General features: G+C 66.9%; 26 protein-coding genes and 1 other RNA gene. 20 read left to right on the forward strand and 7 right to left on the reverse strand.

Features of this window, described 5'->3' with window-relative positions; translation table 11 throughout:
• Positions 1 to 5: 5 nt before the first annotated feature.
• From JM664_RS12515 to JM664_RS12530, 4 genes are read left to right on the forward strand one after another with little or no spacing between them, the layout of a single operon-like run.
• Positions 6 to 1,538 (forward strand): hypothetical protein, encoded by a 1,533-nt coding sequence (locus tag JM664_RS12515; RefSeq protein WP_227420261.1) that lies wholly within the window; start codon positions 6 to 8, stop codon positions 1,536 to 1,538.
• 4 nt (positions 1,539 to 1,542) lie between these two features.
• On the forward strand, positions 1,543 to 1,989 hold the full coding sequence (locus JM664_RS12520) for a nucleoside deaminase (protein ID WP_227420262.1): 447 nt from the start codon (positions 1,543 to 1,545) through the stop codon (positions 1,987 to 1,989).
• Positions 1,990 to 2,045: 56 nt separating this feature from the next.
• On the forward strand, positions 2,046 to 2,672 hold the full coding sequence (locus JM664_RS12525) for a DUF5671 domain-containing protein (RefSeq protein ID WP_227420263.1): 627 nt from the start codon (positions 2,046 to 2,048) through the stop codon (positions 2,670 to 2,672).
• Positions 2,669 to 3,118, forward strand: a complete 450-nt coding sequence (locus tag JM664_RS12530) for a hypothetical protein (RefSeq protein WP_227420264.1) — start codon at positions 2,669 to 2,671, stop codon at positions 3,116 to 3,118. Before JM664_RS12525 ends, JM664_RS12530 begins: the two co-directional genes overlap by 4 nt.
• Here JM664_RS12530 and JM664_RS12535 read toward each other — a convergent pair.
• Positions 3,115 to 3,807: a metal-dependent hydrolase gene (locus JM664_RS12535; protein WP_227420265.1), complete on the reverse strand. Its 693-nt coding sequence runs from the start codon at positions 3,805 to 3,807 to the stop codon at positions 3,115 to 3,117. The genes JM664_RS12530 and JM664_RS12535 overlap by 4 nt on opposite strands.
• Before the next feature lie 53 nt (positions 3,808 to 3,860).
• Between JM664_RS12535 and JM664_RS12540 the strand changes: the two genes are divergently transcribed.
• The 9 genes from JM664_RS12540 (at position 3,861) to JM664_RS12580 (ending at position 8,954) form a co-directional block, all read left to right on the forward strand.
• The gene (locus JM664_RS12540; RefSeq protein ID WP_227420266.1) at positions 3,861 to 4,094 is read left to right on the forward strand and encodes a hypothetical protein; all 234 of its coding nucleotides are present in this window, start codon (positions 3,861 to 3,863) and stop codon (positions 4,092 to 4,094) included.
• A 49-nt stretch (positions 4,095 to 4,143) separates the two neighbouring features.
• Positions 4,144 to 4,431 carry an Asp-tRNA(Asn)/Glu-tRNA(Gln) amidotransferase subunit GatC gene (gene gatC / locus JM664_RS12545; protein WP_227420267.1) on the forward strand — a complete coding sequence of 96 codons (288 nt, stop codon included), beginning with the start codon at positions 4,144 to 4,146 and terminating at the stop codon, positions 4,429 to 4,431.
• Positions 4,428 to 5,912 carry an Asp-tRNA(Asn)/Glu-tRNA(Gln) amidotransferase subunit GatA gene (gene gatA / locus JM664_RS12550; RefSeq protein WP_227420268.1) on the forward strand — a complete coding sequence of 495 codons (1,485 nt, stop codon included), beginning with the start codon at positions 4,428 to 4,430 and terminating at the stop codon, positions 5,910 to 5,912. The genes gatC and gatA overlap by 4 nt, the downstream gene beginning before the upstream one ends.
• Before the next feature lie 17 nt (positions 5,913 to 5,929).
• Positions 5,930 to 6,592: a hypothetical protein gene (locus tag JM664_RS12555; RefSeq protein WP_227420269.1), complete on the forward strand. Its 663-nt coding sequence runs from the start codon at positions 5,930 to 5,932 to the stop codon at positions 6,590 to 6,592.
• The gene (locus JM664_RS12560) at positions 6,589 to 7,257 is read left to right on the forward strand and encodes an N-acetylmuramoyl-L-alanine amidase (protein ID WP_227420270.1); all 669 of its coding nucleotides are present in this window, start codon (positions 6,589 to 6,591) and stop codon (positions 7,255 to 7,257) included. Before JM664_RS12555 ends, JM664_RS12560 begins: the two co-directional genes overlap by 4 nt.
• A 12-nt stretch (positions 7,258 to 7,269) precedes the next feature.
• An RNA gene (gene rnpB / locus JM664_RS12565) (RNase P RNA component class A) lies at positions 7,270 to 7,641 on the forward strand.
• Positions 7,642 to 7,747: 106 nt separating this feature from the next.
• Positions 7,748 to 8,125: a PAS domain-containing protein gene (locus JM664_RS12570; protein WP_227420271.1), complete on the forward strand. Its 378-nt coding sequence runs from the start codon at positions 7,748 to 7,750 to the stop codon at positions 8,123 to 8,125.
• A gap of 88 nt (positions 8,126 to 8,213) precedes the next feature.
• Complete coding sequence (gene rpmG, locus JM664_RS12575; protein ID WP_227420272.1) at positions 8,214 to 8,381, forward strand: 50S ribosomal protein L33; 168 nt, start codon at positions 8,214 to 8,216, stop codon at positions 8,379 to 8,381.
• A 72-nt stretch (positions 8,382 to 8,453) separates the two neighbouring features.
• Positions 8,454 to 8,954, forward strand: a complete 501-nt coding sequence (locus JM664_RS12580; RefSeq protein ID WP_227420273.1) for a GNAT family N-acetyltransferase — start codon at positions 8,454 to 8,456, stop codon at positions 8,952 to 8,954.
• A gap of 66 nt (positions 8,955 to 9,020) precedes the next feature.
• Here the strand turns inward: JM664_RS12580 and JM664_RS12585 are convergent, their stop codons facing one another.
• Both JM664_RS12585 and JM664_RS12590 read right to left on the reverse strand, forming a co-directional pair.
• A complete protein-coding gene (locus JM664_RS12585; protein ID WP_227420274.1) occupies positions 9,021 to 9,758 on the reverse strand; it encodes a Bax inhibitor-1/YccA family protein in 738 nt (245 codons plus the stop codon).
• Between the two features lie 130 nt (positions 9,759 to 9,888).
• Complete coding sequence (locus JM664_RS12590; protein WP_227420275.1) at positions 9,889 to 10,095, reverse strand: DUF1127 domain-containing protein; 207 nt, start codon at positions 10,093 to 10,095, stop codon at positions 9,889 to 9,891.
• Between the two features lie 122 nt (positions 10,096 to 10,217).
• On the opposite strand from JM664_RS12590, the gene JM664_RS12595 reads away from it, so the two are divergent.
• Positions 10,218 to 11,069 carry a LysR family transcriptional regulator gene (locus JM664_RS12595; protein WP_227420276.1) on the forward strand — a complete coding sequence of 284 codons (852 nt, stop codon included), beginning with the start codon at positions 10,218 to 10,220 and terminating at the stop codon, positions 11,067 to 11,069.
• 3 nt (positions 11,070 to 11,072) lie between these two features.
• Here the strand turns inward: JM664_RS12595 and JM664_RS12600 are convergent, their stop codons facing one another.
• Complete coding sequence (locus JM664_RS12600; RefSeq protein WP_227420277.1) at positions 11,073 to 12,026, reverse strand: NADPH:quinone oxidoreductase family protein; 954 nt, start codon at positions 12,024 to 12,026, stop codon at positions 11,073 to 11,075.
• A gap of 259 nt (positions 12,027 to 12,285) precedes the next feature.
• Between JM664_RS12600 and JM664_RS12605 the strand changes: the two genes are divergently transcribed.
• The 3 genes from JM664_RS12605 (at position 12,286) to JM664_RS12615 (ending at position 14,427) form a co-directional block, all read left to right on the forward strand.
• Positions 12,286 to 12,654 carry a helix-turn-helix domain-containing protein gene (locus JM664_RS12605; protein ID WP_227420454.1) on the forward strand — a complete coding sequence of 123 codons (369 nt, stop codon included), beginning with the start codon at positions 12,286 to 12,288 and terminating at the stop codon, positions 12,652 to 12,654.
• Between the two features lie 129 nt (positions 12,655 to 12,783).
• Complete coding sequence (locus JM664_RS12610; protein ID WP_227420278.1) at positions 12,784 to 13,581, forward strand: inositol monophosphatase family protein; 798 nt, start codon at positions 12,784 to 12,786, stop codon at positions 13,579 to 13,581.
• Positions 13,582 to 13,626: 45 nt separating this feature from the next.
• Positions 13,627 to 14,427: a pseudouridine synthase gene (locus JM664_RS12615; protein ID WP_319637533.1), complete on the forward strand. Its 801-nt coding sequence runs from the start codon at positions 13,627 to 13,629 to the stop codon at positions 14,425 to 14,427.
• A gap of 3 nt (positions 14,428 to 14,430) precedes the next feature.
• Here JM664_RS12615 and JM664_RS12620 read toward each other — a convergent pair whose 3' ends face one another.
• Positions 14,431 to 15,204 carry a ZIP family metal transporter gene (locus JM664_RS12620; RefSeq protein WP_227420280.1) on the reverse strand — a complete coding sequence of 258 codons (774 nt, stop codon included), beginning with the start codon at positions 15,202 to 15,204 and terminating at the stop codon, positions 14,431 to 14,433.
• Between the two features lie 105 nt (positions 15,205 to 15,309).
• Between JM664_RS12620 and JM664_RS12625 the strand changes: the two genes are divergently transcribed.
• Positions 15,310 to 16,473, forward strand: a complete 1,164-nt coding sequence (locus JM664_RS12625) for an alpha-hydroxy acid oxidase (RefSeq protein ID WP_227420281.1) — start codon at positions 15,310 to 15,312, stop codon at positions 16,471 to 16,473.
• Positions 16,470 to 18,368 carry an alpha-amylase family protein gene (locus JM664_RS12630; RefSeq protein WP_227420282.1) on the forward strand — a complete coding sequence of 633 codons (1,899 nt, stop codon included), beginning with the start codon at positions 16,470 to 16,472 and terminating at the stop codon, positions 18,366 to 18,368. Before JM664_RS12625 ends, JM664_RS12630 begins: the two co-directional genes overlap by 4 nt.
• Positions 18,369 to 18,377: 9 nt before the next feature.
• On the opposite strand, the gene JM664_RS12635 is transcribed toward JM664_RS12630, so the two are convergent.
• The gene (locus tag JM664_RS12635) at positions 18,378 to 20,768 is read right to left on the reverse strand and encodes an EAL domain-containing protein (RefSeq protein WP_227420283.1); all 2,391 of its coding nucleotides are present in this window, start codon (positions 20,766 to 20,768) and stop codon (positions 18,378 to 18,380) included.
• 286 nt (positions 20,769 to 21,054) lie between these two features.
• Between JM664_RS12635 and JM664_RS12640 the strand changes: the two genes are divergently transcribed.
• Positions 21,055 to 21,705 (forward strand): 50S ribosomal protein L25/general stress protein Ctc, encoded by a 651-nt coding sequence (locus JM664_RS12640; RefSeq protein ID WP_227420284.1) that lies wholly within the window; start codon positions 21,055 to 21,057, stop codon positions 21,703 to 21,705.
• A gap of 101 nt (positions 21,706 to 21,806) precedes the next feature.
• Here the strand turns inward: JM664_RS12640 and lon are convergent, their stop codons facing one another.
• Positions 21,807 to 24,218, reverse strand: a complete 2,412-nt coding sequence (gene lon / locus JM664_RS12645) for an endopeptidase La (protein WP_227420285.1) — start codon at positions 24,216 to 24,218, stop codon at positions 21,807 to 21,809.
• Between the last annotated feature and the right edge of the window lie 36 nt (positions 24,219 to 24,254).

Consider the following 24,254-nt stretch of genomic DNA (forward strand, 5'->3'; position numbering starts at 1 on the left):
TCTGAATGTCCGCCCTCTTCGGCATCCTCACCAGTCTGCCGCTGCCGCTCCTCGCCGTCGTGTTCCTCGGCGTCTGGGCCTATGTCGAGCATGTGTGCGACCGCAGCGTGGACTCCGAGGGCTCGCGCGCATGGATCTACCGCCAGCTCCAGCGCCTGCAGGGCGCGAGCATTTACGCGCGCACCATGCAGGCGGCCCTGAGCCGCCTGTCGAACGCGGCCAGACCGCAGGTCGCGGCGCGCGACGGCACTCGACGCGAGCTGTGGCGCCGCCTGACGTTCACCGCAGCCTCCGAGCGGGATGCCGAGGCGACCGCGCGAAACCCCTGGGGCTGGCCGGTGCTGGACTTCGCGTTGCGGCTCGCACTTGTCTACCCGATCGCCTGCGCCTTCCTGCAGTGGATCTGGTTTGGCGATGCGATCTACTTCGGCGACATCGTGCTCTTCGGCCCGGCTGCGTGGTGGGAACGCGCCGCGGTCGCAGCTGCGCTGGTGATCGCCACGTTGATGCTGAGCGAGCGCCTTTGGCGAGCGGCGCTGCGCAGGGTCCGGCGGGACGACTGGCTCTGGCTCGGACCTCCGCTCGGCTTCGTACTGTTCATGTCGCCGGCAATCATCTTCATCAACACGTTTGCCGGAGCGGGCGCCTTTGCCATGGGCTGGGGCGTCATCTTCGCGTTCATCGCCGCGCAGCACGGGTTCGGCCTTCTGGGGACCACAATCGCGATCGTCGTCGCCGGCAGCGTCGCCTCGCAGTCGGCCTTCTTCGCGCTGGGCCTACTCGCGCTCCTCGTCGTGTTCAGCCCACACTGCGCCGAGCCTCTGGTGCTGCGCAGGCGCGGCGTGCTTGCCTACCTGCTCATGATCGGCATCCTGGCCGGCGCGATGCTTCTCGCGCTCGTGCCGATGCGCCCGACCGGCGTCGTGCCCGACTACGCGCAGGTCGTCCTTCTCTTCCTCGGCGTCTTTCCCCTCATCAACGCGCTCTTTGACTACGTCTCCTACGGATGGACACTCACGCTGCTGAGCCGCGGGCGGACCCGGGGTTGGAGGGCGGCGCTCTACGGCCTCGCAGATGTCGTCTCCGCCCTTGTAATCCTTGCGGCTCTGGGATGCGCACTCACCGCCACCGTCGCGTTTCTCAACCGGTGGGTCGGGCCGAGCTTCTATCCGCTGGAGCCGGTCTTCGATGGCGCGGCGGCCATGGATGCGGACTACTACTGGCTCTACGCGATGGCCTTTTCGACGCTGCTGCCGACATACGTCCACATCGTGCTCGCGAGCTTCAGTCTGGTTGGCTTCGTCGGGCGAGAGCCGCGGGAGTGGATCTGGCGTCATTACGCGAGCGGTGAGGACTGGATCGGCGGTCGGCTACTGGGCAGCCTGCTGATCGGCCTCGTCGCGGCGCTGGCGGTGACGATCCCGCTGGCCGTCGCGTGGATGGTCGTGGGACTGGCACTCGACTGGTCAGACGAAATCGGGCGCGGCTACATCGGCCTCTTCCGCAGCCTGGCGCGGTCACTGGGAGAGCCGGTGTGACGCGGTGACGTTCCGCAGCCACATGGATGCCGCGCTGGCGGAGGCGGAGGCCGCGGCGGCGCGGGGCGAGGTGCCTGTCGGCGCCGTGGTGGCACGCAATGGCAGCATCTTGGCGCGAGCGGGGAATCGGACGCGAGAGATGGCGGATCCGACCGCGCATGCCGAGCTCCTGGCGATCCGCGAGGCGTGCCGAGTGCTCGGGTCCGAACGGCTGACCGGATGCGACCTCTACGTCACGCTGGAGCCCTGCGCGATGTGCGCCGCGGCGATCTCGGCCGCCCGGATCGCGCGACTTTACTACGGTGCGGCAGATCCCAAGTCGGGAGGCGTGGCGCACGGCGCCCGCGTCTTCACGCATCCCCAAGCGCATCATGCCCCGGAGGTCTACGACGGCATCGGAGCCGACGCCGCGGCGCGCCTTCTGCGAGCGTTCTTTTCCGGGCGCAGGTGAAGCTCGACAACCGCCGCGCTCCGGTGTCCGGTGTCCGGTGTCGCAACGGAGGTGACATGGCCAGACGCGACCGCTTGCAGGATTTCGTGCGCGAGGCGCTGCTCGCCGGGCGGAGCCGGGACGAGGTGGCGCGTGCGCTGGTCGAGGCCGGCTGGTCCGAGGGCGAGGTGCGCGGTGCCCTCGCCGCCTGGTCCGACACCGCCTTCGTGCCGCCGGTGCCGCAGCCTACGAGCTATGTCTCGTCGCGCGACGCCTTCGTCTACATGCTGATCCTGCTGGCGCTGGTCTTCGGCGCCTACCACCTTATCCAGCTCCTGCACGCGATCATCGACCTGACGGTCGAGGACCCGCTCGACCGCACTCCTTGGGTGGCGACGCAGCTGCGGTGGGCGGTGGCGATGCTAATCGTCGCAGGGCCGCTTTATGCGGGGCTCACGTGGTGGGAGGCGCGGCGCGTGGCGGCCGACCCGGGCCGGCGGCGCTCGGCGGTTCGGCACGCGCTGACCTACCTCGCACTGTTCCTGTCGGCCTGCGTGTTTCTCGGCGACCTTGTCGCGCTGATCTACCGGTTCCTGGACGGCGAGCTGACGATGCGGTTCGCGCTCAAGGTCGCTGCCGTCGCGTTGGTCTCGGCCGTCGTATTCCTGCACTATCTCGGCGACACCGGGGACGCGGAGAGATGAGGGCCGGCGGCCGGCGGCGCGACAGCGTGCGGCGCGTGCTCTGGGCGGGCACGGCCCTCCTCTCGGCGGCGGCGGTGGGCGTCGGCCTGGCGCTGGTGGGCGGTCCGCGAGACGCGCGAATGGAGCGGGAGGACGAGGCGCGGCTGGACCGGCTGCACGACATCGCGGCGACGCTGAGGTGCGACCGCCCCGATGTGGCCCTTCCGGCCGAGCTGAGCCCGGAGACACTGCGCGACTGGTGCGGCGGCCGGAGCGTCGGCACAGACATCCTGACCGACCCCTTCGACGGCAGCGCGATCCGGTACGAGCGACGGAGCGACCGCGACTTCAGCCTCTGCGCCACCTTCCACGATCCGGCACGGCTGGCGGACGATCGCCTCCGAGGCGCGCTCACCGGCGGAGTCGAGCCGGAGAGCGGCTGCCTCCTAGGGCGAATGGACGGCTAGATCTCCACCGTTTCCATCACTTCGGGCGTGCGGACGTCGACGTCCGGCAGGCCGTCGACCAGGCGCTCGGCCGACTGCTCCAGCGCGCCGAACGTGCGATAGTGGCAGGGGATCACCGTGCGAAAGTCGAAGTACCGCTTCGCCGCCCAGGCCGCCCGCGCCATGTCCATGGTGAAGTGTCCGCCGGCGCAAAGGATCCCGATGTCGGGCGCGTGCAGCTCGCCCATCCACTGCATGTCGGCCATGATGTCGGTGTCTCCCGAGACGTAGATGGTGTGGCCCTCGCCCGAGATCATGTAGCCCGCCTCGGCCCCGGTGTAGCGCGGCCCCGTCTCTCCGGCGACCGACGAGGAATGAACGGCGTTCACCATCGTCACCGTCACGCCGTTCAGGCTGACGGTCCCGCCCTTGTTGAAGCCTACGACGTCGATCCCGTGCTCCTTCTGCCAGAAGCCCATCAGGTCGAAGATGCCGAGGACCGGGATGCCCAGTTCCGCCGCCAGCGCCGGCACCTCGGAGGCGTGGTCGGCGTGGCCGTGCGTCACCAGGATGTGCGTCGCCCCCTGCACCGCCTCGCCGTGCCGCTCGTCCGGGAACACCGGGTTGCCGTGCAGCCACGGGTCGATCAGCAGGATCTGCCCGCCGATCTCGATCCGGAAGGCAGAATGACCCAGCCACGTGATTTTCATTGCGTCCTCCTTAGCTTTTTCAACCGCATCCTAGCGAACCTGCGGGCGCTGTCATGGACTGGACGCCGCAAACCGACGGCTATTGCGAACAAATAGGTCCCGACTCCTGGGCCACGGCGGCGGGCCTGGCGGCGGGAGCAATTCTCCTCGCGCTCTCGCTCCTGCTTCGTTCGGCGGACCTGCGGCTTTGCCAGCAGCTGCCGCTCGGAACCCATTTCGCCTGGCATCTCATCAACGCGCTGATGCTCGGCTATGATGATCGAAGTCTATCGGCGGCACGCGCTTGAAGGGGCGCGGAGCGCGCGCTAGACGCAGGCGCACCTGAACGGAGGCAGCATGTCGATCGACCTGGAGACGGCGCGGCGGGTCGCGCATCTCGCACGGATAGCGGTGTCGGACGAGGATCTGCCGGCGCTGGCGGACGAGTTCAACACCATCCTCGGCTTCATCGAGCAGCTGAACGAGGTGGACGTCGACGGCGTCGAGCCGATGACGAGCGTCACGCCGATGCGCCTGAAGCGCCGGCCGGACGAGATCACCGCGGGTGGCTATGCGGAACGGATCCTGTCGAACGCGCCCGACGCGCGCGAGGGCTTCTTTGCCGTGCCGAAGGTGGTCGAATGAGCCTGAACCAGCTCACCATTGCCGAGGCGCGCGACAAGCTGCGTGGGGGCGAGATCACTGCGGTCGAGCTGACGGCGGCCTGCCTGCAGGCGGTCGAAGGTGCGGACGCGCTGAATGCCTTCGCCCACAAGACGCCCGAGATCGCGCTCGCCCAGGCCAAGGAGGCCGACGCCCGCCTCGCCGCCGGCAACGCGCCCGACCTGTGTGGCATTCCGCTCGGGATCAAGGATCTCTTCTGCACCGAGGGGGTGCCGAGCCAGGCGGGCAGCCGCATCCTCGACGGCTTCCGGCCCGAGTACGAGTCGACCGTCACGCGGCAGCTCTTCGAGCAGGGCGCGGTCATGCTCGGCAAGCTCAACATGGACGAGTTCGCGATGGGCTCGTCGAATGAGACGTCGACCTACGGCAACGTGGTGAACCCCTGGCGGCGCGGCAACGACGAGGCGGCGCTGACGCCCGGCGGCTCGTCGGGTGGCTCGGCCGCGGCGGTGGCGGCCGATCTCTGCCTCGGCGCGACGGGCACCGATACCGGCGGCTCGATCCGGCAGCCCGCGGCCTTCACCGGCATCGTCGGGATCAAGCCGACCTACGGCCGCTGCTCGCGCTGGGGCATCATCGCCTTCGCCTCGTCGCTCGACCAGGCCGGTCCGATGGCGAAGTCAGTGCGCGACGCCGCCATCCTGCTCGGCGCGATGGCGGGGCATGACCCGATGGACTCGACCTCTGCCGACCTGCCGGTGCCGGACTTCGAAGCGGCGCTGACGGGCGACATCCGCAGCAAAACAATCGGCATCCCGCGCGAATACCGGATGGAGGGGATGCCGGACGAGATCGAGGCGCTCTGGGAGGACGGGCGCCGGATGCTCGAGGACGCTGGCGCCAGGATCGTGGACATCTCGCTGCCGCACACGAAATATGCGCTGCCGGCCTACTACGTGATCGCGCCGGCCGAAGCCTCCTCGAATCTCGCTCGCTACGACGGGGTCCGTTACGGGCGGCGCGCCAAGCTCTCGCAGGGCGACGGCGTGCTCGAGATGTACGAGAAAACGCGCGCCGAGGGCTTCGGCGATGAGGTCAAGCGGCGGGTCATGGTCGGGACCTATGTCCTCTCCGCCGGGTTCTACGACGCCTATTACAACCGCGCGCGCCGGGTCCGAACGCTCATCAAGCGGGACTTCGAGGAGGCGTTCGCACAGGGCGTGGACGCGATCCTCACGCCAGCCACCCCCTCCGCCGCGTTCGAGCTGGGGTCGATGGCGGACGCGGACCCGGTTCAGATGTATCTCAACGATGTGTTCACGGTGACGGTGAACCTCGCCGGCCTTCCGGGTATATCGGTCCCAACGGGGCTCGACCGCAGCGGACTTCCGCTTGGCCTGCAGCTCATCGGGCGGCCCTGGCAGGAGGCGGATCTGCTCGACGCCGCGTTCGCGCTGGAGCGGGCGGCGGATTTCGGGCACAAGCCAGGCAAATGGTGGTGACGCTCGGGAGGGTGACGATGCGCTATCTGGCCATGACTTCATTGCTGGCACTGGCGGCCTGCGCTGCCGGACCGACCACGCGCGGCGTCGGTTTCGACGAATACGATGCCCAGCGCGAGGCCGAATTGCGCGGGACCGCCAACCCGGTGATCGTCCAGCCGACGTCGGAGCCGGTCATCACAGTTGACGAACTGGCGGCTGCAGGCATTTCGGTGGCATCACCATCGCCGGGCAGCAGCGCAATCGTGACGGGGGCACCCGAGCCGGTGGCGACGCCGGGCGGCAGCCCCGTCATCTCCGACGAACAGGACTTTGCCGCAGTGTCTTCGCGCGAGAGCATCGAGTCGGACCGCGAACGGATCGAGGCGCAGCGCGAGGCCTATCGTGTACTGCCACCAGAGCCGCTGCCCGAGCGCCCGGCGGACACTGGCGCGAATATCGTCGCGTATGCCCTTTCGACGTCCAACCAGCCGGGCGAGCGGATCTACAGCCGCACCGGTTTCAATCAGCAGGCCCGCTTCACGCGCAATTGCGCCCGCTATGCGTCGCCCGACCTTGCGCAGCAGGCGTTCCTCGACGCCGGCGGCCCCCAGCGTGACCGGATGGGCCTAGACCCCGACGGCGACGGCTTCGCCTGCTACTGGGATCCGAGACCGTTCCGCAACGCCCGCGCCGGATGATCCACCGGCCTTCGCCGAACCACGGACCGCGCCGCGGCGGCGTACGCCCCGACCTGATCGTCCTGCACTACACCGCGATGGAGCGCGATGCGGCGCTCGAGCGTCTGTGCGACCCTGCGGCCGCGGTCTCGTCGCACTGGCTCATCGACCGGCGCGGCGAGGCCTTCCATCTGGTCGACGAGGAACTCCGCGCCTGGCACGCGGGAATGGGATCTTGGGGCGCGGTGACGGACGTCAACTCGCGCTCCATCGGGATCGAGCTCGAGGGCGACGGCAGTCAATATCCGGCTCCGCTGATGGAGGCGCTCACGCGCCTACTGAGGGACATCATGGCGCGTCGCGACATTCACCCTGCCCGCGTCATTGGGCATTCCGACATGGCTCCGGGCCGGAAGTGCGATCCTGGCCCGCTTTTCGACTGGCGCGGCCTAGCGCACGCCGGCCTCTCCGTCTGGCCGGAGGCGGGCGAGGACGAACCTAGCGGCACCGACGCTGCGCTGCTGCGCTTCGGCTATCCTGCCTTCGTGTCGCCGCAACTTAGACTCGAGGCTTTCCGTCTGCGGTTTCGGCCCGGAGCGTCGGGTCCGGCCGATGCGGTTGACGCCGGGCTCGCCTTCGACCTTGCAAGGCGGTTCCCGATTGACCGCTGGGACAAGGCGGCATAGCTCTGGCGCCGTGCGGATGGCCGGGTGACCGCGGCGCGCCAGGCGCGTCGAGGAAAGTCCGGACTTCACGAAGCAACGGTGCCGGGTAACGCCCGGCCGGGGAAACTCGAGGGAAAGCGCCACAGAGAACAGTCCGCCCTGCATGCAGGGCAAGGGTGAAACGGTGGGGCAAGAGCCCACCGCGGGACGGGCAACCGGACCGGCACGGCAAGCCCCACCGGGAGCAATGTCGAATAGGGATCTCGTGCCCGTTTGGGCAGGGCGGCTTCGGCCCGAGAGATCCGGGTTGGCAGCTCGACCCCGTCGGCGACGGCGGGGCCAGATGAATGGTCACCGAAGGGGGCGACCCCGGAACAGAATCCGGCTTACAGGCCATCCGCACGTAACAGAGCCGTAGCTGCGCACGGACTCTCGTCATGGTTGACTTGTGGCGAGTTGGCGGCAAGATCGCCGTCGCAGTCCGGGCAAACTGGCCCACACCGGAGGAGCCATGGCCGACGGAAGCGGAAGTACTCAGACCGACCAGGTGATGGACGTCACGCTGGCCCTGTTGCGGGATCGAGCGGATCCCATCCTGCTCATCAATGCGGAAGGCCGTATCACCTTTGCGAACCATGCCGCGCTCGTGCGGCTCGTGCCGCAGGCGTTCAGGGGGGCGCTGTCCTGGTCGGACCTCTTCTTGCCGGAGGCCGAGCCGTCGCTGCGCAATACCCTGCTTCGTTCTCTCCGCGGCGAGAACGCACGCTCGCGGCTTGTCGCGCGGGACGGAAGCGTCTGGGACGCGGCTGCCACGCCCCTGGCCGAGACTTCGGGCGAGGTGACGACCATCCTGGTGACGCTCGACCCGCAGGCCGGCATTTCAGGTTGACAGCCGACGGTCCGGGCTTAAAAGGCGGACTTCCAGTTTCAGTTCGGGCGGCCGACGCGCCGTTCCTACCACTCGAGGAGAGGGCAGCATGGCCAAGCCGACCACGATCAAGATCCGCCTGAACTCGACGGCGGACACCGGGCACTTCTACGTGACGAAGAAGAACGCCCGCACAATGACCGAGAAGATGACGATCAAGAAGTACGACCCGGTCGCGCGCCGGCACGTGGAGTACAAGGAAGGCAAGATCAAGTAGCTTTCCGCCGAGCCGGACTTTCCGAGGGTCGCGCCGCTTGCGCGGCCCTTTTTGTGTCTGCTCTATGGTGGAATGGCGGCCACACTGACCGTGAGGGTCGCGAGACCCAACGACCTGCAGACGCTCGACACCATGTTCGCGCGAAGCTATCCGGCTTTGCTGAAGAACGACTATCCGCCGTCGATCATGGTCACCGCCGTGCCGGTCATCGCACGGGCCAACCCGCGCCTCCTTGCCTCAGGGACATACTATGTCGTGCAATCCGACGGCGACATTGTGGGCGGTGGCGGATGGACCCGCGCAGCGCCGGTTGGGCCGACCCGCAGCAAGACGGCACATGTCCGACATCTCGTCACCGATCACCGCCGCACCCGAGAGGGCATCGGCCGGACGCTGATCGAAAGGATCATCGCAGACGCGGCGGCGTCCGGCGCGCGCACGCTGGAGTGCCACAGCACGCGGACCGCCCGCCCCTTCTACGCCGCCTGCGGTTTTCGCGAGCTGGATCGCATCGACGTGCCTCTCGGCGCTGGGATCGTGTTCCCGGCGATCCGCATGATACGTCGCCTCTGATCCCTAATGAAAAAAAAGCGCCCCGGTTTCCCGGAGCGCCTTCCAGTCCGATCGCAGTAAACGCGATTATTCGCGATTGCCCATGAACTGAAGCAGGAACATGAACAGGTTGATGAAGTCCAGGTAGAGGCTCAGTGCCCCCATGATCGCGGACTTGTTCAACCACTCTTGGTCCATCGACTGGACGTGCGCGACGTAATCGGTCTTGATCCGCTGCGTGTCGTAGGCGGTCAGCGCCGCGAAGATCAGCACGCCGATCACCGACACCGCGAAGTGCAGCGCCGCCGAGGCGATGAAGATGTTCACGATAGAAGCGACGATCAGCCCGATCAGACCCATGATCAGGAAGGCACCCCAGCCCGAGATGTCGCGCTTCGTCGTGTAGCCCCAGAGACTGAGCCCCGCGAAGGCGATGGCGGTCACCAGGAAGGTCTGCGCGATCGAGATGTCGGTGAAGGCAGCGAAAATCCAGCTTATCGACAAGCCCATGACGGCCGCAAACGCGTAGAAGAAGAGCTGCGCGCCCGCCGCGGAAAGCCGGTTGATGGCCGCGCCGAAGGCGAAAACCATGATCAGCGGCGCGAACATCGCGGCCCAGCCGAGGATGTTTGGCTGCAAAGTGACCGGGTCGCGGAAGATGGACAGAAGTTCAGGCGAAGATCCGATGGCCCAGGCGACACCCGCCGTGACCAGCATCCCCACCGACATCGTGCCGTAGACCTTGTTCATGTGGGCGCGAAGGCCCTCGTCGATCCGCGCCGCGCGGGCACCGGCACCGGCCCGAACCGTCTGATACTCAGCCATGTGTCGCCTCCAGAAGAATCCCCTTGCGGCAACCGACAGGCGGAGGCCGCTCTCGCTAGCAATATCGGCGAGGGCGGCCTTTAGTTCAAGCGCACTTGCACCATGTGAGGCGTGCGAAACGGTCGCGGCATCAGGCGCGCCACCAGGCAGGGATGTCCCAGATGGGGCGCGCGGCTTCGGCCTCGGCCTCGGCACGTGTCAAACCGACGTCACGGAGGATATGGTCATCGGCACCGGCCAGCGTCTGACGGCTGCGGCGCAGCGCGAGCGCCGCAAGCACACGCCGGAAAATGCCGAACCGGCGGCGGCGCGAAACGTGCATGGCAATCGTGGACATGAATTGGACCTTTCCGCTTGCTGATCGCGGGAGCAAATCGCATCACGCGTCTTGATATTTATGGTGCCTTTGTTCAATATTGAAAACGAATGTTCATGACGTGATCCATCACGGAGAATGATGTGCCTCGGAACCTGGATCTCACAGCCCTGCGCTCCTTCGTCGCGGTCGCGGATGCCGGCGGCGTGACGCGGGCGTCAAGTCTTCTCAACCTGACGCAGTCTGCCGTATCGATGCAGCTCAAGCGGCTGGAGGAAGCCACGGGCCTCTCCCTCATCGACCGGTCCTCGCGCACTGTTGCCCTCACCGGCGCAGGCGATCAGTTGCTGGGGTATGCGCGGCGGATGCTGGACCTGAACGATGAGGTCTACGCGCGCCTGACACATCAGGAGTTCGAGGGCGAGATCGTCCTCGGCGTGCCGCATGACATCGTCTATCCCGCCATCCCGTCGGTCCTGCACAGCTTTTCCGCGGATTATCCGCGCGTGCGGGTAAACCTGATGTCGTCTTACACCCGCAGGCTGAAGGGACTCTTCGACCGTGGACAATGCGACCTGATCCTCACGACCGAGGATGATTGCGATGCGGGCGGCGAAACCCTGATCGAGAAGCCCCTGATCTGGATCGGCGCCCCCGGCGGCGGTACCTGGCGGCAGCGCCCGCTGCGCCTCGCCTTCGAGCACAACTGCATCTTTCGCCACGGGGTGCAGCGCGCGCTCGACGCGGCAGGCATCCCTTGGGAAATGGCCGTGGAGTCCGACAGCAGCCGGACAGTGGAGGCGAGCGTGAGCGCCGACCTGGCTGTCTGTGCGCTGCTCGAGGGGACGCAGGTGCCTCACACCGAACGCATCCAGCACGGCGGTGCGCTGCCCGAGCTGACCTCGAAGAAGATCAACCTCTACGTCTCGGATTACGTGGCCGGCAAGCCAGCCGCGCAGCTCGCCGCGCTGCTTCGCCATGCCTTCAAGAGCTGAGTACTAGGGCAGGATCACGACCTTGCCCGTGGAGGTGCGCCGCCTGAGCATTTCGAGCCCCTCGAGAGCACGGTCGAGAGGCAGCGTCGTTCCCACATGCGGGTGGATTTGCCCCCTCTCGTACCAGTCGAGGAGCTCGCGCAGGCTGCCGGTCAGGACGTCCGGGCGAAACTTGAGATAGCCGCCCCAGTAGTGGCCAATGACGCTGGCGTTCTTGACCAGCAGGTGGTTCGGCCTGACCTCCGGCACGCCGCCGGCAAAGCCGACCAGCAGGTAGCGCGCCTCCGGACGGCAGGCGCGAAGGGCTGCCGCGAACATCTCGCCTCCCACCGGGTCGTACACGACATCCGCACCGCCGAATTCGATCACCGCCTGCCGCACGTCCGCCGTGTCGCGATCCAGCAGATGATGCGCTCCCGCACGCCGCGCCACCTCGAGACGCTCCCGGCCACGCGCTACGGCAATGACCGTAGCCCCGAGGTTGCGACCGATCTCTACAGCGGTCAGCCCCACCCCACCAGCCGCGCCCAGCACCAGCAGCGTCTCGCCCGATTGCAGTTGCGCGCGGCGGACGAGCGCGAGATGGCTCGTGCCATAGGTGACCTGGAAGGCGGCCGCCTGCTCGAACGGCATGGACGAGGGTAGCTTCAGGCAGCGCTCCGCCGGCACCGCGGCAAGTTCGGCCAGACCGCCCGAGCCCACATGCGCGGCGACCCTGTCACCGGCCCTGAAGCCGTCGGCATCCCTGCATTCGGCGACAAGGCCGGACAGCTCGCGACCCAAGACGAAAGGCGGCTCCAGACGCTCCTGGTAGACGCCATCGATCTGGAGGAGGTCGGCGAAATTCAGTCCGCACGCACGCACCTCGATGAGGAGCTCCCCCGCGCCAGGTCGCGGAGCCTCGATGTTACGCAGTACCGGCGCCTTGCCGGTAGCCTCGACCTGCAGGACCCTCATGCGCCCTTCGTCAACCACTGATTCGCCGACGATTCGTTGCAATTTGCGATGCAAAACGCGCGACACGCATAAGGCGAGTTATCATTCTGCGAAAGACCCTAATTCACATTGATACAATTGTTAGCTGAGCGCGCAAAGTGGTCGCCGAGAGCGGGAATTGGCAGCCTTTTCGCAACCTTGAACCTAACTTTTGGACAGGTTGCCGAAGTGGTGTCACATGGAGGCATATAGGCTCGTAGTTGTAGTAGGGAGCCTATTGATGAAGCATCCAGTTGATGTGCACGTCGGCAAGCGGGTGCGCCATCGCCGGTGGATGACCGGGATGACGCAACAGCAACTTGCCGAGCGTGTCGGAATCAAATTTCAGCAGATTCAGAAGTACGAGACGGGGATGAACCGGATCAGCGCCTCGCGCCTCTGGGACATCGCCAGCGCGCTGCAGGTGCCGGTCGCCTTTTTCTTCGAGGGCCTGAGCGACAGCGAAGGTGCCGAGGTGGAACCTGGTCTCCGCGGCGATATCCTCGCCGACAAGGAAGCGCTGGAGCTTATCCGGTCGTACTACTCTATCCCGGAGAACCAGCGCCGGCGGCTCTTTGAACTCGCCCGGGTGCTTAGCGACGCTGCCTGACTGCGCAACGGGGACCACGGCTGAACGCCGTCTCCCCGGAGCGTCGTCCTGAGCGCAGAATGCCTCAGGATGCCGTCCCTGCAGTTCGCGCGCCTTGATGGCCGCCTCGCCTCGCTGTAGCGCGAACCGATGCGTCACAACCCAGACCTGATCCGGACACTTCTCTCAGTGGCAAACGCGCTCGCCGATGCCGCGCGCCTCCGGACCCTGCAGCATTTCCGCGCCCCGGACCTGCAGGTCGACGACAAGGGCGTCCGCGCCTTCGATCCGGTGACGGCGGCCGACCGCGCCGCCGAGGAGGAGATGCGGCGCATTCTCGCTGAGCGGCGGCCGGAGGATGCGGTACTGGGCGAAGAAGGTGGAGCCACCACCGGATCGAGCGGCCTGACCTGGATCCTGGACCCCGTCGACGGCACGCGCGGCTTCCTCGCGGGGACGCCTACTTGGGGCGTGCTGATCGCCGTCGCCGACGCGAATGGTCCCTTCATCGGGCTGATCGACCAGCCTTACATCGGCGAGCGCTTCGTCGGCTCGCCTATTGGCGCGACATTCACCGGACCGCGAGGCCCGGCGCGCCTGCGAACCCGGCCGCCACGCCCGCTGCCGTCCGCAACGCTCTTTACCACCTATCCTGAGGTCGGCACTGCCGAGGAGGGCGCAGCGTTCCGGCGCGTCGCCTCCGCGGCCCGCCTCACGCGCTACGGCATGGACTGCTACGCCTATGCGCTCGTCGCCGCGGGGCACGTGGACCTGGTGATCGAGGCCGCCCTCGCGCCGCACGACATTGCCGCGCCCATCGCGGTGATCGAGGCCGCGGGAGGGGTCGTCACCGATTGGTCCGGCGGGTCCGCGGCCGGCGGTGGGCAGGTCATCGCGGCCGCGAACCCGGGGATCCACCGCGAAGCCCTGGCCTTGCTGGCGGGCTGACCGGCGGCGCTTTCCCTCCCGCGCAGCCCGGAGTATGGCGGCATGATGACGGATACACCCGCAGGCGAGCGAATCGCCAAGGTCCTGGCCCGCGCCGGCGTGGCAAGCCGCCGCGATGCCGAGCGCATGATCGCCGAAGGTCGCGTCTCGGTGAACGGCAAGCGCATCGAGAGCCCTGCCCTGAACGTCACGCCCGCCGACAAGGTGGCGGTCGACGGTAACCCGCTGGCCGAGGCCGAGCCGCCGCGCCTCTGGCTCTACCACAAGCCCGCAGGTCTCGTGACCACTGCGCGGGACGAGAAGGGCCGGCGCACGATATTCGACGAACTGCCCGAGGGGATGCCCCGCGTCGTGACGGTGGGACGGCTGGACCTCAACTCCGAGGGCCTGCTCCTCCTCACCAACGACGGCGCGGTCAAGCGCCGGCTCGAACTGCCGGAGACGGGCTGGACGCGGAAGTACCGCGTCCGCATCCACGGCTCACCCGAGGACTCGCTCTTCGAGCCTCTGCGAAAGGGTCTGACCGTCGACGGCGAGCGGTTCCGCCCGATGACCGTCACGCTCGACCGGCAACAGGGGGCGAATGCCTGGCTCACGGTAGCGCTGCGCGAGGGGCGCAATCGCGAGATCAGGCGCGCGATGGAGGCCCTCGGTCTTACGGTGAACCGGCTGATCCGCGTGGGCTACGGCCCCTTCCGCCTGGGCGAGCTGAAGCCCGGCGAGGTCAGCGAGGTGAAGCAGCGTGTCCTGCGCGAGCAACTCGGGCTCGCCCAGCCCGAGGGCGAAGGCACCGCGCGCCCGCAGCGCACGCGCGCGACGCGGAGCCGCAAGCCCACGCGCCGCTGACCGTCAGCCCAGCGTCACGTCGAGAAGCATCATCAGGATCAACCCGAAGACGAGGCCGGTCGTCGCCCGGTTCTGATGCCCGTGGCGGTGGGTCTCGGGGATGATCTCGTGGCTGATGACGTAGAGCATCGCCCCTGCGGCGAACGTCAGCCCCCACGGCAGCAGCACCGTCGAGACCGACACTGCGGCAACGCCGGCAAGGCCACCGAGCGGCTCGACCAGTCCCGTCGACAGCGCCACGAGAAACGCGGTGCCGCGGCTGTAGCCCTGCCCGATCAGCGCGACCGCCACGGCCAGTCCCTCGGGCGCGTTCTGCAGGCCAATCCCGATCGCGAGCGGCATCCCGTCAGCGACCGAGCCGCTGCCGAAACCCACGCCCACGGCGATGCCTTCGGGGAAGTTGTGGATCGTGATCGCCAGCACGAAGAGCCAGATGCGCGCGAGCGCTGCGGCCTCGCTCCCCTCGCGCCCCTTGATGAAGTGTTCGTGCGGCAGTGCCTCGTTCAAAGCGGCGACCGTCGCCGCCCCAAGCGCGATTCCGCAACTGGCGATGAGGGCAGATGTCAGGACGCCGCCGTACTCAGCCTCGGCGGACTCGAGCCCGGGGATGATCAGCGAGAAGAACGACGCGGAGATCATCACGCCCGCCGCGAAGCCAAGCAGCGCGTCGTTCGTCCGCCGCGTGATCCGCCGTCCGAAGAGGGCCGGCAGCGCGCCGACCCCCGTCATCAGGCCCGCCCCGAGGCTCGCCAGCGTTCCGATGAGCACGATGTTCATTGGCGATCCTTCACGGCCTGCCGTCAGAAGCATGGTCCTGCGTCCCGGATTGTCACGCCATCTACCCGTTGCTAAGCCGGATTGACCTGCAGAGAGGATCCGCGAATGCCCGTCGTGACCGAGATCGAGGATCTTCATCGCATCTTTCGGCGCCGGGTGCCCCGGATGTTCTACGACTATTGCGAGTCGGGCTCGTGGACCGAGCAGACCTTTCGCGAGAACATTTCCGACTTCGACCGGATCCGCCTGCGCCAGCGCGTGGCGGTCGACATGGAGAACCGCAATCTCGGCACCACCATCATCGGTCAGGACGTGTCGATGCCGGTGGCGCTTGCGCCCGTCGGGCTGACCGGGATGCAGAACGCCGACGGCGAGATCAAGGCCGCGCGCGCGGCCCATAGGTTCGGCGTGCCCTTCACGCTCTCCACCATGTCGATTTGCTCGATCGAAGACGTGGCCGCCGAGACTGGCCAGCCCTTCTGGTTCCAGCTCTACGTGATGCGCGACCAGGACTTCCTCGCGCGCCTGATCGAGCGGGCGAAGAAGGCGAACTGCTCCGCCCTCGTCCTGACGCTCGACCTGCAGATCCTCGGCCAGAGGCACCGCGACCTCAAGAACGGCCTCTCCGCACCGCCGAAGCTCACATGGTCCGCGATGATGAACCTGTCCACGAAGTGGGGCTGGGGCCTCGAGATGCTGCGCACCAGGCGGCGCAGCTTCGGCAACATCGTCGGCCACGCGAAGGGTGTGGAGAACCCCGCCTCGCTGATGTCCTGGATCGGCGAGCAGTTCGACCCGCAGCTCGACTGGAACAAGGTCCACCGCATCAAGGAGATGTGGGGCGGCAAGCTGGTCCTGAAGGGCATTCTCGACGCCGAGGACGCGCGCATGGCCGCGGAAGTCGGAGCCGACGCCATCGTCGTCTCGAATCATGGCGGTCGGCAGCTTGACGGCGCTCTGAGCTCGATCCGCGCCCTGCCGCAGATCGTACGCGAGGTCGGCGACCGGGTGGAGGTTCACATGGACGGCGGCGTCCGCTCGGGACAGGACGTTCTCAAGGCGCTGGCGATGGGGGCGAAGGGCGCCTGGATCGGCCGCGCCTGGGTCTACGGCCTCGGCGCCATGGGCGAGCGTGGCGTGACCACCGCCCTCGAGATCATCCGCAAGGAGCTCGATACCACGATGGCGCTCTGCGGGCGCAAGGACGTGCGAACGCTCGACCGCAACATCCTCCTCGTTCCGCGGGACTTCGAGGGCGACTGGGCATGACGGCCTCGGACGCGGACCCGGCCCTCAGCGACCGACTGTTCGACCTGCGCTGGCAGCGGGGCCGGCCCGACCTCTCCGACGCCCTCGGCCGGCTCTACCACACACCGGGTCTCCTTGACCGCGTCCACGCTCTCCTGCGTCGGCACTGGGACGAGCGGCCCGACGACCTGCGCGACCTGGACCTTGTCCGCGACCTCAACCCCGGCTGGTTTCTCGGCGAGCAGATGGTTGGCTACGTCTTCTACACCGACCGCTTCTGCGGCGCCCTCTCGGATTTGCCCACGCGCATACCCTACCTGCACAGCCTCGGCGTGACCTACGTCCATCTGATGCCCTGCCTCAAGCCGCGACCGGGCGATAGCGACGGCGGCTACGCGGTCATGGACTACCGCCAGATCGACCCGAAGCTCGGCACCATGGCCGAGTTCGAAGAGGTGTGCCGGCAGATGCGTGGCGCAGGGATGAGCGTCTGCCTCGACCTCGTCCTCAACCACACCGCAAAGGAGCACGCTTGGGCGGTCGCGGCACGCGCCGGCGACGCGGAGCACCAGGCGCTCTACCGCATGTACGACACCGACGAGGTGCCAAAGGCCTACGAGGAGACGCTGCTCGAGGTCTTCCCCAACCAGGCCCCCGGCAATTTCACCTACTACGGCGACCTCGGCAAATGGGTCTGGACCACGTTCAACGAGTTCCAGTGGGACCTCAACTGGGAGAACCCGGAGGTCTTCCTGCGGATCCTCGATACCATCCTCTGGCTCGCCAACCGCGGGGTGGAAGTGTTCCGCCTCGATGCCGTCGCCTTCATGTGGAAGCGCCTCGGGACACAGTGCCAGAACCTTCCCGAGGTTCACGACATCCTGCAGGCGATCGCCGCCTCCACCCGCATCGCCTGCCCCGCCGTCATCCACAAGGCCGAGGCGATCGTCGGCGCAAAGGACCTCGTCCCCTATCTCGGCTCCGGCCGGCACACGGGGCGCGTCTCGAACCTCGCCTACCATAACAACCTGATGGTACAGTTCTGGTCCTCGCTCGCCTCCGGCGACACGCGGCTGATGACCCATGTCCTGGGGCATTACTTCCCGCAGGCGTTCCGCCGTGCCTGCTGGGGCACCTACATCCGCTGCCACGACGACATCGGCTGGGCCATCTCCGAGGAGGACGCCGAGCGTTTCCCGCCGATGACGGGCCCCGGCCACCGCGGCTTCCTCGCCAACTTCTACAACGGAACCCACCCCGGCACCTTCGCCCGCGGCTTCGACTTCCAGTCGAACCCCGAGACGGGCGACCGCCGCACCTGCGGCAGCTTCGCCTCGCTCGCCGGACTGGAAGCCGCTCTCCTGCACGACGACCCTGCCGCCGTTTCCGCCGCCGTCGACCGCATCCTCCTCGGCCACGCCCTGATCGCCAGCTTCGGCGGCGTTCCCCTCCTCTACATGGGCGACGAGATCGGCCTCCTAAACGACCTCTCCTACCTCGACGATCCGGCGCTCGCACATGACGCCCGCTGGGCCCACCGCCCGCCGATGGACTGGCGCCGCGTCGCGCTCGCCGAGGCCGGTGAGCCGCCATGGTCATGGCTGCTGTCGGGCGTCCGCCATCTGATGGCTGTCCGCAAGTCCACGCCCGAGCTGGCCAGCCACGTTCCCACAACGGTGCTGGAGCAGCCCAACCCTGCCCTCTTCGCGCTCCGTCGTCCCGCGGACATGCGGCCCGTCACCTGCGTCTTCAACTTCACCGAGGAGTACCAGGGCACTCCCGCCGAGGTGCTGGGGATCGACCCGAACGAGGCCCACGACGAACTCATTTCCGTCGCCCCCATGGCCTTCCCCGATGGCCAGGTAATCATGCCGCCTTGGGGCCGGGCGTGGCTCCGACGCGTCGCCGACAGCTGAACGTCAAGGTCAGGCGACCACTGCTCTCAATACGGCTCCGCCAGAGACCGCCTCGGCGTCCGCGCGCGCGTCATTGTCGAAAAGATGCGCGGCAATGACCAGTTCGGCTTCCGCCGCCAGGGCCGGGCGCCCCAAGAGAAACCCTTGTGCAGCATCGCAGCCGAGGTCGATTAGCCGCTGCAGCTGCTCCCTCGTCTCCACGCCCTCGCCGACTGTGGTGATGGACATCTCGCGCGCCATCGACGTGACGGCACGAACGACCGCGCGCGCATCCGCATCACGCTCGATCGCCGCGACGAAGCTGCGGTCGATCTTGATTCGGTCTAGTTCGAACTCGCGCAGGTGCGCGAGCGAGGAATAGCCCGTTCCAAAGTCGTCCATCGCGATCCGGACCCCGAGCCGGCGAAGACGGCAGAGCGAAGCTGCGATTGCGCATCCATCCTCGACCATCGCGGTCTCGGTCAGCTCGATCTCCAGCCGCCCCGGGCACACGTCGTGGCGGGCGAGCGCGGACGCGAGGTCGTCGGCGATCCGGGGCGAACGCATCTGGACCGCGGACACGTTCATCGCGATCCGGATGTGCTCGGGCCACCTGGCGGCCTGACGACACGTCTCGTCGATGATCCATTTGCCGATGTGGTGGATCGTCCCGTTCTCCTCGGCCAGCGGGATGAAGTCTGCGGGTGCTACGCGACCGCGCACGGGATGCTCCCAGCGAGCCAGCGCCTCGAATCCCGCCAGCGTTTTCGACGGAAGTTCGTAGATCGGCTGGTAGTGCATCACGAACTCGCCTCGCTCCGTCGCCTGCGCCAGATCGAGCTCGAGGTTGCGCCGCTCTTGCGCCTTTTCCATCATTCCCGCCTCATAGCGCTCCACCCTGTCCCGGCCCTTGGCCTTGGCCCGGTAGAGAGCGAGGTCTGCCTTCTGCAACAGGATGTCAGCGTTGTCCGTCTCCTCGGCCACGACGAGCCCGGCACTGCAACTGATCCTGATGCTGTGCCCGTGCACCGTGAACGGCGCCGCAAGCGAGCCAACGATGAGTTTAGCGACCTCTTCGGAGTCGCCACCTTCTTTGTCCGGCAGGACCGCAAGCTCATCCCCGCCCAGCCGGTAGAGCCTGCCGTCGAGGCCGGCGTCGACGAGCCGATCGCTGACGCTGACCAGGAGCATGTCCCCGACATGGTGACCCAGCGTCTCGTTGATCGCCTTGAAACGATCGAGGTCGAGCATCATGACCCAGCGCTCCCTCCCCGACCGCAACATCGTGGCAACCTGATCCTGGAAGCGACGGCGGTTGGGCAATCCAGTCAGTGCGTCGTGACAGGCCATTTCCGTCATCGCCGCCTCCGCATTGCGCCGCTCGGTCACATCGTCGTAGGTCAGCACGGCCCCGCCTTCGGCCAGTGGACGGCAACAGACGCGCAGCACCTGGCCGCTTCCGATCTCGACCTCGAAGCGCGTTGTCTCGGTCCGGCTGAAGTATTCCCGAAATGCGCGGATGCGATTGTCCCGGCGCGCCTCGGACCACCTTTCAGCCTCGGCGATGGCTTGGAACATCTCGGTCAGGGTGCTCCCCTCGCCGATCCGACCGGTCTTCAGCTGCATCATCGTCACCGCCTGATCGTTGAGGGCGATGATGCGTTCGTCGGTGCCGTACATGACCAGTCCATTCGACATGTTGCGCATCGCGATCGACAGCAGGCGATTCTGCTGCGCCTCACGCCTGCTCGCCTTGTTCCGCTTCGCCCTCAGGCTTCGTGCTGCGGCCAGCGCGAAGAAAGACGAGACCGACAGCGCGAGGGATGTGAGCGCGACGAAGGCGGAGAGCGGCCCTGTATCGAATGTCCGGCCGGTCACCTCCGACGAGATCTCGAGGCTGACGCCGGCCATCGCGGTGAAGTGCAGAGCGCAGACCCCGCTCACGATGAGCAGGACCCGCCCGACAGCGACGCGGTCGCCTCGCAGTCCCAGCGCGAGCGCAAAGCACGCGCAACCGGAGAACAGCGCGACGGCCATCAGCACCGGATCGTTCGTGATGATGCAGCCCTCGAGCGCCGACATGCCGGTATAGTGCATCCCTCCGACGCCGACGCCGGTCAGCGCACCCCAGGACGCCCGCACACGCGGCGCGCGCCTGGAGCTTCCCATCGCGAGCGGCACGCCCACGAAGAAGAGGCTCGCCAGGACCGAGAGCGCGGTCGTCCCGACGTCGTAGATCAGCCCTGCGTCCGGACGATACCCAAGGATCGCCACGAAATGGGTGGTCCAGACCCCGATGCCGGCGCAGAGAGCGATCAGCGCTTGCCAGCGGGTGCGGTCGCGGCCTTCGCTGGAGGCGGCGTGATGCATCAGGACCACGACCGTCAGCGCCATCGTCAGGCAGACGACAGCCGCGGTCACGACACAAGCGATCCGAGTTCCGGGAAGCAGAATTTCCACAAAATTCATCGAGGTCGGTCCGTTGCTTTGCATTCCGTACCTAGTGTCGTGCCAATTCTGAACGCGGAGTTGTCGGGGCCCGCCCGTGTTCGGACGATACGCCTCAAATTGCTCGGCCGGCACCGGGGCGCGTCTCGGCCGGTCAGGCGCACTGCGCCCTTCACATCCCGTGTCTGTTGCGATATGGGCGCGTGCTCAACCCGGGCCGACACCCTTGGAGGCGGCCCGCCCATAGGAGAGACTGACCATGGCTGGCGAGATCCCTGATCTCATCGCCCTGGAACGGACGGGGACAGGCAAGGGGGCCGCCCGTCAAGCCCGCAGAGAGGGCTACGTTCCAGGCATCGTCTACGGCGGCGGCAAGGACCCGCTGTCGATCAACCTTCCGTTCAACGAGCTGCTGACGCGCCTCAAGAAGGGCCGCTTCCTCGCGACGCTCTTCAACCTAAAGATCGAGGGGCAGGAAGACGTCCGCGTAATCTGCCGCGGCGTGCAGCGCGACGTGGTCAAGGACCTGCCGACGCATGTCGACTTCATGCGTCTGCGCCGCACGTCCAAGATCAACCTCTTCATCCCGGTCGAGATCGTCGACCGCGACAAGGCGCCCGGTCTGCGCAAGGGCGGCGTCTTGACGATGGTCCGGCCCGAGGTCGAACTGGTGGTGACGGCGGGCGACATTCCCGACCACCTCACCGCTTCCGTCGAAGGCATGCAGATCGGCGATACGCTGACGATCTCGAAGATCGCGCTTCCCCAAGGCGCCCGCGCGGTGATCGAGCGAGACTTCGTCATCGCCAACCTTTCTGCGCCTTCCGGCCTGGCGAGCCAGACCGCGGACGAGGATGAGCCGGAGGCCGATGAGGTCCCGGCGACCGAGGTCGACCAGTCCGACGAGTAAGACGGCGACGGGACGTCGGCCTGCTCCGGCTTTTGAATGCGCAAAACGAAACAGCGCCGGCAAATGCCGGCGCTGTTTTTTTTCGGCCAGGCCGAACCGGCTTAGTGCGCCGTCGTCGCCGAGCCCTCCTCGGACGATTTCATCGACGCCTTGGCGGCCGCGGCCTCTTCGGCCGCCTCGTCCCAGTCAATCGGCTCCGGCTGTCGGACCAGCGCGTGGTCCAGCACGTCGCGAACGTGGTCGACCGGGATGATTTTCAGCCCCGCCTTCACGTTCTCCGGGATCTCCGGCAGGTCCTTGGCATTCTCCTCGGGGATCAGCACGGTCTTGATGCCGCCCCTCAGCGCAGCCAGCAGCTTCTCCTTGAGCCCGCCAATGGCCAGCACGTTGCCGCGGAGAGTAACCTCACCAGTCATCGCGATGTCCTTGCGGACCGGAATCTGCGTCAGCACCGACACTATGGAGGTCACCATCGCCACGCCCGCCGACGGCCCGTCCTTGGGCGTTGCACCTTCTGGCACGTGGACGTGGATGTCCATCTTGTCGAACTGCGTCGGCTTCACCCCGATTGACGGCGCAATCGAGCGCACGAACGACGAGGCCGCGTCGATCGACTCCTTCATCACGTCCCCGAGCTTGCCGGTGGTCTTCATCCGGCCTTTCCCCGGCAGCCGCAGTGCCTCAATCGACAGAAGGTCGCCACCAACTTGCGTCCAAGCGAGCCCCGTGACGGCGCCGATCTGGTCCTCCTTCTCGGCAAGACCGTAGCGGAACTTCTTTACGCCGAGGAACTCGCCGAGGTTCTCGGCCGTGATGACGACCTTATCGGTGTCCCGGCGCACGATCTGCGTCACCGCCTTGCGGCAGAGCTTGGCAATCTCGCGCTCGAGGTTCCGCACGCCGGCCTCGCGGGTGTAGGTGCGGATCATCTCCTGCAGGGCCTCGTCCGAAAGATCGAACTCTCGCGGCTTCAGGCCGTGGTTCTTCACCTGCTTCGGGATCAGGTGCCGCTTGGCTATTTCGGTCTTCTCGTCCTCGGTGTAGCCGGCGAGGGTGATGATCTCCATCCGGTCGAGGAGCGGCGAAGGCATATTGTACGAGTTCGCCGTGGTGATGAACATCACGTTCGACAGGTCGTACTCCACCTCGAGATAGTGGTCGACGAAGGTCGAGTTCTGCTCCGGGTCGAGCACCTCCAGCATCGCCGAGGCCGGATCGCCGCGGAAGTCCTGCCCCATCTTATCGATCTCGTCCAAGAGGATCAGCGGGTTCGTGGTCTTCGCCTTCTTCAGCGACTGGACGATCTTGCCCGGCATCGAGCCGATGTAGGTCCGCCGGTGGCCGCGGATCTCCGACTCGTCCCGGACGCCGCCGAGTGAGATGCGGATAAACTCGCGCCCTGTCGCCTTCGCCACCGACTTGCCGAGCGAGGTCTTGCCGACGCCCGGAGGGCCGACGAGGCAGAGGATCGGGCCGCGCAGCTTCTTCGAGCGCTGCTGCACCGCCAGGTACTCGACGATCCGCTCCTTGACCTTCTCGAGGCTGTAGTGGTCGTCATCCAGCACCTTCTGGGCGCGGGTCAGGTCCTTCTTGACGCGGGACTTCACGCCCCACGGGATCGACAGCATCCAGTCGAGGTAGTTCCTGACGACCGTCGCCTCGGCCGACATCGGCGACATCGACTTCAGCTTCTTGACCTCGGCCTCGGCCTTCTCGCGCGCCTCCTTCGAGAGCTTGGTCTCGGAGATTCGCTTCTCGAGCTCCTGAACCTCGTTCTGGCCATCCTCGCCGTCGCCGAGCTCCTTCTGGATGGCCTTCATCTGCTCGTTCAAATAGTACTCGCGCTGGGTGCGCTCCATCTGCGACTTCACGCGGGTCTTGATCTTCTTCTCGACCTGCAGGACCGACATCTCGCCCTGCATCAGGCCATAGACCTTCTCCAGCCGCTCGGCCACGCTCAGCGTCTCCAGCAGCTCCTGCTTCTGCGCCACGTCCACGCCGAGGTGACCGGCGACGGTGTCGGCCAGCTTGTTGGCATCGCGCGCCTCCGAGACGGCCGACAGCGCCTCCTCGGGGATGTTCTTCTTGATCTTGGCATAGCGCTCGAACTCGGTCGCGACCGACTTGATCAGCGCCCGAATTGTCGCCTCGTCACCCTCCGTCTCGTGGAGAGGGGTGGCGCGCGCCTCGAAGAAGCGGTCGTTCTCGACGTAGCCATCGATCCTCACGCGCGAGCGCCCCTCGACCAGCACCTTGACTGTGCCGTCGGGCAACTTGAGCAGCTGCAGCACGTTGGCCAGTACGCCGACGCCGAAGATCCCGTCTGGCGTCGGATCGTCGACGCTCGGGTCGATCTGGCTCGAAAGCAGGATCTGCCGGTCGTCCGACATCACCTCCTCCAGCGCGCGCACCGACTTCTCGCGTCCGACGAAGAGCGGCACGATCATGTGCGGGAACACCACGATGTCACGCAGGGGCAGGACGGGATGTGTCTGCGGGGTTTGCTCGGTCATGCCTTATCCTTAACAGCGAGATGGCTCCGGCCCCAC

It is taken from the genome of Roseitranquillus sediminis (assembly GCF_016918935.1).
Classification (GTDB): Bacteria; Pseudomonadota; Alphaproteobacteria; order Rhodobacterales; family Rhodobacteraceae; genus Roseitranquillus; species Roseitranquillus sediminis.

Excerpts from the sequence above, each read along its gene's own strand:
- JM664_RS12515 (WP_227420261.1), top strand. The coding sequence starts at position 6 with ATGTCCGCCCTCTTCGGCATCCTCACCAGTCTGCCGCTGCCGCTCCTC.
- JM664_RS12525 (WP_227420263.1), top strand. The coding sequence starts at position 2,046 with ATGGCCAGACGCGACCGCTTGCAGGATTTCGTGCGCGAGGCGCTGCTC.
- JM664_RS12530 (WP_227420264.1), top strand. The coding sequence starts at position 2,669 with ATGAGGGCCGGCGGCCGGCGGCGCGACAGCGTGCGGCGCGTGCTCTGG.
- JM664_RS12535 (WP_227420265.1), bottom strand. The coding sequence starts at position 3,807 with ATGAAAATCACGTGGCTGGGTCATTCTGCCTTCCGGATCGAGATCGGC.
- JM664_RS12540 (WP_227420266.1), top strand. The coding sequence starts at position 3,861 with ATGGACTGGACGCCGCAAACCGACGGCTATTGCGAACAAATAGGTCCC.
- gatC (WP_227420267.1), top strand. The coding sequence starts at position 4,144 with ATGTCGATCGACCTGGAGACGGCGCGGCGGGTCGCGCATCTCGCACGG.
- gatA (WP_227420268.1), top strand. The coding sequence starts at position 4,428 with ATGAGCCTGAACCAGCTCACCATTGCCGAGGCGCGCGACAAGCTGCGT.
- JM664_RS12555 (WP_227420269.1), top strand. The coding sequence starts at position 5,930 with ATGCGCTATCTGGCCATGACTTCATTGCTGGCACTGGCGGCCTGCGCT.
- JM664_RS12560 (WP_227420270.1), top strand. The coding sequence starts at position 6,589 with ATGATCCACCGGCCTTCGCCGAACCACGGACCGCGCCGCGGCGGCGTA.
- JM664_RS12570 (WP_227420271.1), top strand. The coding sequence starts at position 7,748 with ATGGCCGACGGAAGCGGAAGTACTCAGACCGACCAGGTGATGGACGTC.
- rpmG (WP_227420272.1), top strand. The coding sequence starts at position 8,214 with ATGGCCAAGCCGACCACGATCAAGATCCGCCTGAACTCGACGGCGGAC.
- JM664_RS12580 (WP_227420273.1), top strand. The coding sequence starts at position 8,454 with ATGGCGGCCACACTGACCGTGAGGGTCGCGAGACCCAACGACCTGCAG.
- JM664_RS12585 (WP_227420274.1), bottom strand. The coding sequence starts at position 9,758 with ATGGCTGAGTATCAGACGGTTCGGGCCGGTGCCGGTGCCCGCGCGGCG.
- JM664_RS12590 (WP_227420275.1), bottom strand. The coding sequence starts at position 10,095 with ATGTCCACGATTGCCATGCACGTTTCGCGCCGCCGCCGGTTCGGCATT.
- JM664_RS12600 (WP_227420277.1), bottom strand. The coding sequence starts at position 12,026 with ATGAGGGTCCTGCAGGTCGAGGCTACCGGCAAGGCGCCGGTACTGCGT.
- JM664_RS12605 (WP_227420454.1), top strand. The coding sequence starts at position 12,286 with ATGAAGCATCCAGTTGATGTGCACGTCGGCAAGCGGGTGCGCCATCGC.
- JM664_RS12610 (WP_227420278.1), top strand. The coding sequence starts at position 12,784 with ATGCGTCACAACCCAGACCTGATCCGGACACTTCTCTCAGTGGCAAAC.
- JM664_RS12615 (WP_319637533.1), top strand. The coding sequence starts at position 13,627 with ATGACGGATACACCCGCAGGCGAGCGAATCGCCAAGGTCCTGGCCCGC.
- JM664_RS12620 (WP_227420280.1), bottom strand. The coding sequence starts at position 15,204 with ATGAACATCGTGCTCATCGGAACGCTGGCGAGCCTCGGGGCGGGCCTG.
- JM664_RS12625 (WP_227420281.1), top strand. The coding sequence starts at position 15,310 with ATGCCCGTCGTGACCGAGATCGAGGATCTTCATCGCATCTTTCGGCGC.
- JM664_RS12630 (WP_227420282.1), top strand. The coding sequence starts at position 16,470 with ATGACGGCCTCGGACGCGGACCCGGCCCTCAGCGACCGACTGTTCGAC.
- JM664_RS12640 (WP_227420284.1), top strand. The coding sequence starts at position 21,055 with ATGGCTGGCGAGATCCCTGATCTCATCGCCCTGGAACGGACGGGGACA.
- lon (WP_227420285.1), bottom strand. The coding sequence starts at position 24,218 with ATGACCGAGCAAACCCCGCAGACACATCCCGTCCTGCCCCTGCGTGAC.